An 11045-nucleotide genomic window follows, 5' to 3' on the forward strand; every position below is an offset into this window, starting at 1 on the left:
GGATATGAACCCGTGGCGCTGGGCGATGGCATTGAGGGGGAAGCCCGCACCCTCGCCGAAAAACATGCAGCGCTGGCACTGAAGGCAAAAGCGGAAGGCAGATGCGTTGCCATCATTTCAGGCGGCGAAGCGGGCGTGACCTTCAATACCGGCACAACAGGAAAAGGCGGGCCAAATCAGGAATATGCGCTGGCACTCGCCCTTGCGCTCGATGGCACGCAAGGGATTTGCGCTCTTGCGGCCGATACGGACGGAATTGACGGCGGATCGGGTGCGGCAACAGACCCCGCTGGCGCCATTGTCACACCAGTTTCACTTATCCGTGCGAAGGAAAAGGGGTTCGACCCCCGCGCCATGCTCGACCGCCACGATTCCGGCACCTTCTTCGGCGAGCTTGGCGACCTTGTAACAACCGGCCCGAGTTACACCAACGTCAACGATTTCCGGGTCATACTGGTCGGCGAACCCGACCACCCCACCAGAGAACCTTCGGGAGTGCTTCCTTGAACCGCCGCCGTAACGTCAAGATCATCGCCACGCTTGGCCCTTCCTCTGATACGCCGGAGATGATTCGCAAACTTTTCGAGGCGGGCGCGGACGTCTTCCGTCTCAACATGAGCCATCTGGACCATAAAGGACTGAAGCGGCTTCACGGGCTGGTGCGGCAGGTCGAAAAGGAAGTGGACCGGCCCATCGGCATTCTGGTTGACCTGCAGGGACCGAAGCTCCGCATCGGGGCGATGCAGGAGGGTGGCGCTGTCCTCGAAGAAGGCGCGAGCTTCCGTTTCGACATGGGCAAGAAAGCGGGCGATGCTTCGCGCGCGCCCCTTCCCCACCCGCCGATTTTTGAAGCGGTGAACGTTGGCCACACGCTGCTGCTGGATGATGGCCGCATCCGCCTGCGCGTGACGGGCAAGACCGACACCACGATTGATACCGAAGTCATCATTGGCGGCACGCTGACGAGCCGCAAGGGCGTGAGCCTGCCTGACTCCGTGTTGCCGCTCGCCGCCCTCACCGAGAAGGATCGCAGCGACCTCGATTTCGCGCTTGACCTCGGTGTGGACTGGATCGCGCTTTCCTTCGTGCAGCGTTCTGATGATGTGGCAGAAGTACGCAAGATTGCGCGTGGCCGCGCCGCCGTTCTTGCCAAGATCGAAAAGCCGCAGGCGCTGTCGCATCTCGATGCCATTATCGAGATTGCAGATGCCATCATGGTCGCGCGTGGCGACCTCGGCGTGGAACTGCCGCTTGAGCAGGTGCCCGGCTGGCAGAAGCGCATGACTCGCGCCGCCCGCCGCTCCGGCAAGCCGGTCGTGGTTGCAACACAGATGCTTGAATCCATGATCTCGGCACCGACACCGACACGCGCCGAAGTATCCGACGTTGCAACCGCCGTCTTTGAAGGCGCGGATGCGATCATGCTGTCGGCTGAATCCGCCGCAGGCCAGTATCCCATCGAAGCTGTCACGATGATGGACCGCGTGGCGCAATCGGTGGAAGGTGACCCGACCTATCCGGGCATCATCTATGCGCAGCGCACCGAGCCGGAAGCAACCGGCGCAGACGCGATCTCGGCTGCCGCCCACTCCGTCGCAAGCACGCTCAACGCTGCCGCTATTGTTTGCTGGACCAATTCAGGCTCGACGGGCCTTCGCGCCGCCCGCGAGCGGCCCCATGCGCCGATCATTGCGCTGACGCCCGTTCATGCGACGGCGCGGCGGCTCTCGCTTGTCTGGGGGCTGCATTGCGTGCTCACCGAAGACGCGCATGATCTTGAAGATCTGTCGGACCGTGCCTGCCGCATCGCCTTTCAGGAAGGCTTTGCCCAGCCCGGCCAGCGCATCGTGGTAACGGCGGGGGTGCCGCTCGGCACACCGGGCGCTACCAACATGCTGCGCATTGCCTTTGTCGGGCGGCGCGATACGGAGTGAACGTCACGCGCGCGGCCTGACTTCCACGCGACCATCTTCATGGATCGTCACCTCGCTCGCGCGCGGACGCTCGCCCCGCGCAAGCCTCAGCACGGCATCCACCACGATCTCGCGGCGCACATGATGCGGCATGTGCCCCGTTCCCTTGAGCTTTATCAGTTCAGAACCGCGCACCGCGTTGTGGAACGCATAGGAATGAAGTTTCGGCGAGACGGTATAGTCCGCATTGCCGGTGATGACGATGGTGGGCACCTCGATCTTGTCATAGCGAAGGCTTTGTAAGGCCAGATAGCTCTTGAGACTTGATGTGTCTTCACTGTTCGCCCGGAAATGGGACGGGCGGAAGAGAAGCGATAAGCCGATCCGCTCTGCATAGCCGGCAGGTGCCTCATTCGGATGAAAATTGACCGCAATCCCCTTCGTGGAGAGGAGTTTTCCGCCCGGCACCATCAGGGTACGGACAAAGACCGGCCCTGCAAGCGGCATGCGGACAACGGAGTGATACCAGGACACGCTTCCCTTCCACGGATAAAGCGCCCCTGAAAGCGGCAACAGGCCCGATATTTCGTCCGGCGCATCAAGCGCCCATGCGGCCGCAACCGAGGCACCCCAGCTATGGCCGAGAAGCACAGGCTTTTCGAGTCCCAGCTTCTGCGCTGCCATGCGGAGCGCGCGCGCCTGTACGGCAGGGTTCGCAATATCGGGATGGTTCCCCCGCCCGCTCCAGCCATGCCCCGGCCTGTCAAACGCCACAACGCGCGTGTCCCTTGCAAGCTCGGGAAGAAGGCTTTCCTGCATGTCGCGGAGGTTGCCGCTTGCGCCATGAATGAGAATGGCAGGCGCAATGCCGGGCCGCGCCTGCCCCTGCTCCACATAGTGAAGCCGCAGCCCTTCAAACTCGCCATCCAGCGTGATGAACTCGCCCGAGGGCGGAAAGAGCCGCGCGACGCGGAATCCCGTCCACGCGGAATAGGCAGCAAGCGCACCAATCAGAAGGGCAAAGAAAATCAGAAATGCCACGCGCCACTCACGAGGTCAGATGCCCCGCCCTTCAACCTCAAGCTCCAGCGGCGCGACGCGCGCCTTTCCATGACTGAGCCAGGGATTGAGCGAAAGTGCTCGGCGATAGGCATCGAGAGCGCCTTTCCTGTCTCCCAGATCTTCGAGAATGACACCCAGCCCCGCCAGCGCCTCGAAGTGGCGCGGCTCCAGCCGGAGCGCCTGCTCGATATCTTTGAGCGCCGCCGCATAATCCTCGCGCACATAATGAATGGCCGCGCGGCGATGCCAGCCCTCCGCATAAGCAGGCGCGAAAGTTACCACCTCATCGAAATAGAAATAGGCACGGTCATAATCCCCGTCACCCAGCGCATCGAGCCCGCGCCGCATCAACAGGTCGATGCTGGGGCTGCCGGAAGTGAGCCAGAGGGCCTGGATCGTCCGCTCGATCCCCTTTCCTTCCTCTTCGTTTGGTGCGGCTGAAAGCCTTTCGAGAAGTTCGTCGATAAGGGCATCCCGTTCCGCCTTGCTCATCTTGTCGAAGGCAGAGGGCGGTGCTTCGGCGGCGACCACCTCATGCACAAAACCGGGCACCGCCAAAGCAAGCGCAAGGGCGAGGCAGGAAATGATGTGAACCAGCCGGATCATTCTCACCCGTTCAGATCCTGCCGCACACAGCCCTCAAAGCCGGTGATGAAATCCGGCCCGAAAACGGAAGACGGTGTGCGGAAACCGGGCTGCGCTTCCCCCGCCAGAACGCGGCGGACAATCTCAAGGCTCGTCATCGCGGTCAGCGTATAACCTTCGGGCGTGCGCAGAAGCGAGCGCACCGTTTCCCCCTCGGGACCAACCGCCTCGCCATAAAGAACCGAATAGCCTTCCGCCCGCTCGGCATCGCTCGGCCCTTCCGGCAATTTTTCGATGCGCTTCTTGAGCATGGTCTGCATGAAGCCGCGTGCAAGCACCCAGCGCATGAACCCGCCCATCTTCGCCATCTGCTCAAGCTGCGGGCTGCTTTCGAAATATACGGTGATGTCGGGGATATGTGTGGAATGCCACGCCGTAGAAACATCGCCCCAGCCAATCGCCACGGCCTGCTTCGGGCCAGAGCCGAAGTCGATCATGCGGCGGGGCGTCTTCCGCGCCGTGATGATCCGGTCGCCCCGCCTGATCCGCGTGCCCTTGCCGATGCTCTCGACGCCCGTCTTGGCCGTCCCGTGTGACATATGACCAAGGCCGGATATGCCGAGGGTGAGCTCGCGTGCATCGGGCATCCGCGCCTTCATATGGGCGGCGAGGCAGTCGCTTGGCACCACATCGAAGCCGACGCCGGGCATCAGCATCACGCCCGCAGCCTCCGCCTCCTCGTTCCGCGCAGCACAGGCCTCGAAAACGTCGATCTCGCCCGTAATGTCGAGATAATGGGTGCCGGTGCGGATGCAGGCATCGACCATGGGCTTCGAGGTCTGGGAAAAGGGCCCGGCGATGTGAAGAACCACATCGACCTGCGTCAGCCCCGCCTCCAGCGCCTCGGGATCATCCAGCGAAATAGGCTGATATTCGAAGCCATGCTGGGCTGCGATGGATTTCAGTCGCGCCTCGTTCCGGCCCGCCAGCAGCGGGGCGAGCCCCTGCGCCTTGGCGGTGCGCGCAACGAGCTTGCCGGTATATCCGGTCGCGCCATAGATCATGAACCTGTCGCTCATTGCCCGTTCTCCCCTGAAATGACCACCCCGGCCGGGCCTGAAAGCGGCAATGACAGGCCGCAATGTCAGCCCCATTTAGCCCCGGGAAGCCACGGGATTGCAAACCCTGAGCTGCCCAAGAAAAAAGGCCATCTGCATGGCAGATGGCCTTGATTCATCGTCCCTGCGCCCGATCAGGGCGCGGCGCCCGGCTTAGCCCTGGCGGGCCTTGAAGCGGCGGTTCGTCTTGTTGATGATGTAAACGCGTCCCTTCCGGCGCACGAGACGGTTGTCCCGATGCCGATTCCGGAGCGATTTCAGCGAGTTACGGATTTTCATGGCTCAACCTCGGATCGGGGCCAGCGGCAGATACGGAAAGCTTCTGCATCGCTTCCGGCCCGATGCCGGAACGCCCTTGAATTGTTGGCGCGGAAACTAAGCGGGCGGCCCCGGCCTGTCAACAGTCAGTCGAGGTCTCACGCATTTTCCGAATTTCCAAGCTACTGTTTGACCTTAGCACTTGTTATGTTCCTCCCCTCAAGTGGCAGTCACCGCACGGACGGTAACTCCGTCCAGACCGAGGGTTGAATGGATTGATACGGGTTTTCGGGGGAGATCTCGCGAATACCGACAAGATGAGCAAGGTGAACGCCATTTTGATGGCCCTCGCCTTCATCATGCTTTTTGGCGCGGGCGTGGCTGCACTGACGCTTTCGCTCCGCGCAAGTTCCAATATCGACCATGCCGTGGAAGCGCTGAAGATTCGCAGCGAGCTCAAGGAAATCATGAGCCTCGTGCAGGATGCGGAGATCGGCCAGCGCGGCTTTCTTCTGACCCGCGATCCACAATATCTGGAGCCATATAATGCCGCCCGCCTGTTCATCGACCGCAGGCTGACGGCGCTTCAGGCACTCGTCGAGCGGGATTCCGAACAGGCCGCCCGTCTTGAACGGCTGAAAGAGGCCACAAGGCAGCGGCTTCAGGAAACCGACACGACCATTGCCCTTGGCCGCGAGGGCCGCTTCGGAGAGGCGCTGACCATCATCAGCCGCGATCAGGGCAAGGCGTTGATGGATGAAATTCGCACGATCATTCTGGAAGCACGCGCCGCCGAAAGCGCCCGGCATGACGAACGCGCCGAAAAAATGATTTCGTCCCGCGCCTGGCTTTCCACTTCGCTGATCGGCGCTCTTTGCGCTTCTTTGGTGCTCGCCATTCTTTCGTTTCAGCTGACACGCCACCAGTTCGCCACCGTGACAAGCAAGCGCGATCAGCTCATCGCCCTTAATGAAGAGCTTGAGGCGCGTGTCCGCGAACGTACGCAGGAACTCGAAATTGCCCGCGAAAGGGCGGAAGCAGAAACCAACCGCGCCGAATATGAGCGCGGTCGTGTGGAACTTCTGCTACGCGAAGTGACCCATCGCGTCGGAAACAACCTTGCCATGGTGTCATCGCTTCTTCGTATGCAGCAGGCGAAACTGGATGATGACGCCGCGCGCTCGGCCATTGAAACGGCGCGTGGCCGTATCCAGACCATCAGCACGGCGCAGCGCCGCCTGCGCCTTGGCGACGATCTTCAGTCAACAGCGGTTGACGGGCTTCTGGAAGCCGTCGTCTCTGACCTTGCCGATTCAGCGCTTGGTGGCACCGCGATGAGCATTTCGGGCCATTTCGACCCGCTAGTCGTCTCGGCGCGTGATGCCACAACCCTTGCGGTAGTGCTGGGTGAGCTTATATCCAACGCCATCAAGCACGCCTTTGATGGCCGCGAGAGCGGCACTATCCGCGCGAGCTTCACCATCGGCAGCAATCACATACCTTGCATGGTGGTAGAGGATGACGGTATCGGACTTGATCCGTCCGATGACTCCAAAAGACGCTCGGGCCTCGGCTCGATGATCATCGAAAGCCTCTCGCGGCAATATGGCGGAGAGATCGAAAAACGAACAAATGAACACGGTGGCACGTCCATCATCATCCGGCTTCCGAAGCTGCAGATTGTTGATGCAAACACCGTCGAACAACGAGACGAACAGTGAGAACAGAAAACTTGCGGAGCGTCACACAGCTCTTTCAGGGCGAGGAAGCGTCCATCCCGCGATTGAGCAAACGAACCACAGCGCGCGCGCCTCTGCGCGCACCGGTGCCCGCCAACTGATTTTCCTTCCAGTACCAAGAGTATCCCGAGATGAACACGACATGCGGGACCGTGATCCGGTCCCTCGAAGAAGAAACGACGGCCACATTGCCGGATGAAGACATCATCCTGCATCGCCCGCTCTGGTTCCGTGAGGCGCTTGCCGCACCTTATGAGAGCCGCACGCTCAATGTGGATGGCACGGATATTCACTATCTGCGCTGGGGTAATAATGATCCGGCACGCCCAGGCCTCCTTTTCGTGCATGGCAATGGCGCACATGCGCACTGGTTCCACTTCATCGCGCCGCTGCTGACCGAACACTACAATGTTGCCGCCATGGATCTCGGCGGCATGGGAGACAGCGGCTGGCGCCTGTCGTATACGCGCGAGACCTTCGCCCGCGAGATCGGCGAAGTGGCGCTCGCAGCAGGCCTCGGCCCGAAGCCTGTCGTTGTCGGCCATTCCTTTGGCGGTTTCGTCTCGCTGATCGCGGGCAAGCATTACGGCGAGCAGCTTGGCGGGCTCATCCTTTGCGACTTCACCGTGCGTCCGGCCGACAATCCGCATGAATGGTTTCTGAACCAGCCGCCGCGGCGACCGACAAAGATTTACAAGACCTTCGAGGAAGCAACCTCCCGCTTCCGCCTTGCGCCGCTTCAGCCCTGCGCCAATGGTTTCATTCTCGACTATATCGGCCCGCTGAGCCTGCGCGCTGTGACCAAAGGTGAAACACGCGGCAAGCGTACCTTTGAGGAAACCGGCTGGACGTGGAAATTCGATCACTCGATTTTCGACGGGCTGCACATGGGCGGCGACCATGCGGAAATCTACCGCAACCTCGCCTGCCGCGGCGCAACCATGTTCGGCCTCGACAGCAAGGATTACGATCCGAAGACGGTGCAATTCCTCCGCGAGCTTTCGCCGGAGAAGCCCGTCTTCACCGTGCCCAACGCACAGCACCACATCATGCTTGATCAGCCACAGGCTTTTGCAACTGCCGTCGCGGTGCTGATGGCCCAGTGGCAGGCTGAAGGCGCCCTGGGATGACGATGCCCGTCACGCTCGCCCTGCTCGCGGCAAGCGTGGCGTGCGCCGCCTTTCTCGCATGGCTGGAACGCAGGCCGGTTGAACCCGGCCGCGTGCGCCTGCTGCCAACAACGCCGCTGATCTTTGTCTCGATCTTCGTGGCGCTGCTGATGCTGGTTCACGTCGTCAATCTGCTCGGCTTTCGCACCGGTGGCTGAACTGCCTAGTGCAGCCCGATCTCTTCTTCTTCTTCATCCGTGAAACCGCCATCCGTGCTGCGAAGGTTTTTCAGCACCGGATGGAAGATCGCAAAGGCAAGAATCGCAGCAGATAGAACGGCCCCCAGAATGAAGGGCGCCGAATGCATGACATAGAAGAGCGGAATACCGATTGCCGGATTGAGGATATGGCCCGTTGCCGCCGTGGAACCGATAAGCCCGGCCACCGCCCCCTGATCCTTGAGCGACACGGAAAGCGACGCACCAGCTGAAAGCCCGGCCCGCAGGAAGCCGAAGCCAAGCCCTGCCAGCGTGAGCGCGGAGACAAGCACCCCGTAAGAACCGCCCAGCACCAGCATCATGAAAGAGATGATCATGGTGACGGCACCCCAGCGCAGCAGGAACTGCACCGACAGATCGAAGCGCTGGATAAGACCAAGCTGCGCGACAAGCGTTGCCATCGCCATCGCCATCATGCCGACGCTCACAAGCTGGGTCGCCTCTGACCCGCCCATGGAGAGTTCCGACATCAGATAGAAGGCGAAAAGCTGCATCATGATGGACTGGCTGAGGCTCAACACCACACCGATGCTGAGCCAGGGCATCACATTCGGCGCTGTCCATTTCAACGCCGCCCGCTTTTCCTGTTTTTCGGCCAGCATCTTTTTCGGGCGGGTGCGCTCCGGCAGCAGAATCCAGATCGCAATGCTGCTCACCAGCGCGAGAAGTCCGACCGCGAAAAAGGGCGCGAGAATGTGGATTTCGGCAAAGGCCGCCGCAACGCCCGGCCCCACCACCGTGCCAAGACCAAAAGCTGCGCCGATCTGCGCGATGGAGCCTGCCCGCTCCGCCCGTGTGGTGCGGTCAGCAACATAGGCTTGCGACGCCGGCATGGCACCGGAACCGAATATACCGAAAATCGCGCGCGCCCCCATGACGAGAGGAAACATGAGCGCCATCGAAATCCAGTGGAGGTAGCCCGCCAGCAGCACCACACCTACCAGCGAAGTGGAGATACCGAAGCCAAGCACACCGATGAGAATGACGGGCTTTCGTCCCATCACATCGCTTCGCGTGCCCCAGAAGGTGCTGGTCAGCACCCATAGCGCGGCAGAAAGCGAGAAGATCATCGTCGTCTCGAACTCTGTCATGCCGAGATCAGAGGCGATGGGGGGCAGCACGGCAAAGACGAGCGTCTGCCCCATACCGACCGAAAGCAGGCAGACAAAAAGAATGAAGAAGGCGCGCTGGCGCTCTTTCGGCGTGGTCGCGCGCACCCCCTCCGGCACCTTCACGGCGACCGGGGGTATTTCAGCGGCTGGCTTCTCCGCTGTCTTTTCTTCATCTGTCGACATGGAACGGGGCTCTCCGGGGGGCGGCCCCTTCGCGGGAAGGACCGCTCCTTTACATCAACCGGCCATTCCTTACGTCAAACCCGATAGGCTTTCCAGCCCGCTCGCAAGGCTCGGCCCCGAAACTTTGACTTTCGCACCATCCGCACCCGCGCCCGCTCCGCCCCGACGGCCTGCCCCAGCGAAAGACTGTTGAAATGCCCATCCGTTTGACAGGAAAGCCGGACAGGCTGCCTACTCCCCGGCATCAGCATTTGTCTTTCGGGGAGGAGATGATGGAACTGGGGTTCAGCGCGGCCGATGCCGCCTTTCGCGATGAGGTGCGCAGCTTTCTCGATGAAGAGCTGACATCCGATCTGCGCGCTGTCGGCCGCCGCATGACGAGCGTCTATGCGGATTACGACACAACAATGGCGTGGCACAAGAAGCTCTATAAGAAGGGCTGGGTCGCCCCTGCCTGGCCGGTCGAATATGGCGGCTGCGACTGGAGCGTGATCCAGCATTACATCTTCTCAAGCGAGCTTGCCGCCGCAGGCGCGCCGCCCCTTTCGCCCATGGGGCTTGGCATGTGCGGGCCGGTACTGATCGGCTATGGCACACCGGAACAGAAAGCCTATTACCTGCCGCGCATGCTTTCGGGCGAGGATTTCTGGTGTCAGGGCTATTCGGAGCCAGGCTCAGGCTCGGACCTTGCGAGCCTGCAGATGAGCGCGGTCGAAGATGGCGATGACTTCATCTGCAACGGCCAGAAAATCTGGACGACCCATGCCAATTACGCGAACCGGATTTTCAATCTCGTCCGCACCTCGCGCGAGGATATTCCCCAGCGCGGCATCACCTTTATCCTGATCGATATGGATACGCCCGGCCTCACCGTGGAGCCGCTCATCATGCTGTCGGGTGAGCATATCCAGAACCAGATTTTCTTCACCGATGTGCGCGTGCCGAAGAAGAATGTTGTCGGCAAGGTAGGCGATGGCTGGACGGTCGCCAAATATCTGATGCAGTTTGAACGCGGCGGCCATGCCTATGCGCCGGGGCTGCATGTGCGCCTTGCGCGCATCCGCGAGATCGCAAGTGCGGAAGCCGGGGACGGCGGCGGGCGACTCATCGACGATGCAAGCTTCGCCGCAAAAATCGCTGCCGCTTCCGCCGAGATCACGGCGCTTGAATATACGGAGCACCGCATCATGTCTGCCCTGTCGCACGGGCAGGCACCGGGCGCGGAATCCTCGCTCCTCAAGACACGCGGCACCGAGATCAGCCAGCGCCTGACCGAGATTGCACTGGAGGCCATTGCCTTTTACGCACTTCCCTTCCAGCCGCATGTGACGGCACCGGGCGGGCCCGTGCCGGGGGCGCCGGCTGTATCGCCCAACGACATTCCGGCTGGCCCCGACTATTCATGGCCTGTCACCGCGAAGTATCTCAATGACCGCGCAGGCTCCATCTATGCGGGCACGAACGAGATTCAGCGCAACATCATGGCAAAGGCCGTGCTCGGCCTTTGAGACATGAGTGGGGTCAGCGCGCCCTCAACCGGCGCGCGCCCAGCCAGCAAAGCCAGATGAGGCCGCCAAGAAGGGCAAGCGCCGCGACACCGGAAAGAATGATCGCGGTCTTGTGCTCTTCCACCAGATTGAGCGTGAGCTGCCTCATCTGCGCATAGCCTTCGGGCATCTCCAGCACAC

Annotated in this window: 11 protein-coding genes; 6 read left to right on the plus strand and 5 right to left on the minus strand. The window is 61.4% G+C overall.

The window, feature by feature from the left end:
* Positions 1-507 (plus strand): MOFRL family protein (locus WBF74_RS11860; RefSeq protein WP_424440022.1); only part of this gene is annotated, 507 nt, incomplete at its 5' end.
* Entirely contained in the window at positions 504-1934 is a 1431-nt protein-coding gene (gene pyk, locus WBF74_RS11865; RefSeq protein WP_424440025.1) for a pyruvate kinase, read from the plus strand. The genes WBF74_RS11860 and pyk, both read left to right, overlap by 4 nt.
* 3 nt (positions 1935-1937) lie before the next feature.
* Here the strand turns inward: pyk and WBF74_RS11870 are convergent, their stop codons facing one another.
* From WBF74_RS11870 to ykgO, 4 genes are all read right to left on the minus strand, one after another.
* On the minus strand, positions 1938-2954 hold the full coding sequence (locus tag WBF74_RS11870; RefSeq protein WP_424440028.1) for an alpha/beta fold hydrolase: 1017 nt from the start codon (positions 2952-2954) through the stop codon (positions 1938-1940).
* 15 nt (positions 2955-2969) lie between these two features.
* Positions 2970-3581: a tetratricopeptide repeat protein gene (locus WBF74_RS11875; protein ID WP_424440052.1), complete on the minus strand. Its 612-nt coding sequence runs from the start codon at positions 3579-3581 to the stop codon at positions 2970-2972.
* Positions 3582-3583: 2 nt separating this feature from the next.
* Entirely contained in the window at positions 3584-4639 is a 1056-nt protein-coding gene (locus WBF74_RS11880) for a saccharopine dehydrogenase family protein (RefSeq protein ID WP_424440031.1), read from the minus strand.
* Between the two features lie 192 nt (positions 4640-4831).
* On the minus strand, positions 4832-4957 hold the full coding sequence (ykgO, locus tag WBF74_RS11885) for a type B 50S ribosomal protein L36 (RefSeq protein WP_424440034.1): 126 nt from the start codon (positions 4955-4957) through the stop codon (positions 4832-4834).
* A gap of 296 nt (positions 4958-5253) precedes the next feature.
* Between ykgO and WBF74_RS11890 the strand changes: the two genes are divergently transcribed.
* From WBF74_RS11890 to WBF74_RS11900, 3 genes are all read left to right on the plus strand, one after another.
* Positions 5254-6657, plus strand: coding sequence for a sensor histidine kinase (locus WBF74_RS11890; RefSeq protein WP_424440037.1), 1404 nt, complete (start codon positions 5254-5256; stop codon positions 6655-6657).
* 149 nt (positions 6658-6806) lie between these two features.
* Positions 6807-7805: an alpha/beta fold hydrolase gene (locus WBF74_RS11895; protein ID WP_424440040.1), complete on the plus strand. Its 999-nt coding sequence runs from the start codon at positions 6807-6809 to the stop codon at positions 7803-7805.
* On the plus strand, positions 7802-8002 hold the full coding sequence (locus tag WBF74_RS11900) for a hypothetical protein (protein WP_424440043.1): 201 nt from the start codon (positions 7802-7804) through the stop codon (positions 8000-8002). The genes WBF74_RS11895 and WBF74_RS11900 overlap by 4 nt, the downstream gene beginning before the upstream one ends.
* Positions 8003-8007: 5 nt before the next feature.
* Here the strand turns inward: WBF74_RS11900 and WBF74_RS11905 are convergent, their stop codons facing one another.
* The gene (locus tag WBF74_RS11905) at positions 8008-9357 is read right to left on the minus strand and encodes an MFS transporter (RefSeq protein WP_424440046.1); all 1350 of its coding nucleotides are present in this window, start codon (positions 9355-9357) and stop codon (positions 8008-8010) included.
* 272 nt (positions 9358-9629) lie between these two features.
* Here WBF74_RS11905 and WBF74_RS11910 point away from each other — a divergent pair, with 272 nt between their 5' ends.
* Positions 9630-10865, plus strand: a complete 1236-nt coding sequence (locus WBF74_RS11910; RefSeq protein ID WP_424440049.1) for an acyl-CoA dehydrogenase family protein — start codon at positions 9630-9632, stop codon at positions 10863-10865.
* Positions 10866-11045: the final 180 nt, after the last annotated feature.

The sequence above is a fragment of the Parvibaculum sp. genome, assembly GCF_049672805.1.
Lineage (GTDB): Bacteria > Pseudomonadota > Alphaproteobacteria > Parvibaculales > Parvibaculaceae > Parvibaculum.

Bases quoted from the DNA above. Each gene is read 5' to 3' on its own strand.
- ykgO (WP_424440034.1), bottom strand. From the start codon at position 4,957: ATGAAAATCCGTAACTCGCTGAAATCGCTCCGGAATCGGCATCGGGAC.
- WBF74_RS11910 (WP_424440049.1), top strand. From the start codon at position 9,630: ATGGAACTGGGGTTCAGCGCGGCCGATGCCGCCTTTCGCGATGAGGTG.
- WBF74_RS11890 (WP_424440037.1), top strand. From the start codon at position 5,254: ATGAGCAAGGTGAACGCCATTTTGATGGCCCTCGCCTTCATCATGCTT.
- WBF74_RS11880 (WP_424440031.1), bottom strand. From the start codon at position 4,639: ATGAGCGACAGGTTCATGATCTATGGCGCGACCGGATATACCGGCAAG.
- WBF74_RS11875 (WP_424440052.1), bottom strand. From the start codon at position 3,581: ATGATCCGGCTGGTTCACATCATTTCCTGCCTCGCCCTTGCGCTTGCT.
- WBF74_RS11905 (WP_424440046.1), bottom strand. From the start codon at position 9,357: ATGTCGACAGATGAAGAAAAGACAGCGGAGAAGCCAGCCGCTGAAATA.
- WBF74_RS11895 (WP_424440040.1), top strand. From the start codon at position 6,807: ATGAACACGACATGCGGGACCGTGATCCGGTCCCTCGAAGAAGAAACG.
- WBF74_RS11900 (WP_424440043.1), top strand. From the start codon at position 7,802: ATGACGATGCCCGTCACGCTCGCCCTGCTCGCGGCAAGCGTGGCGTGC.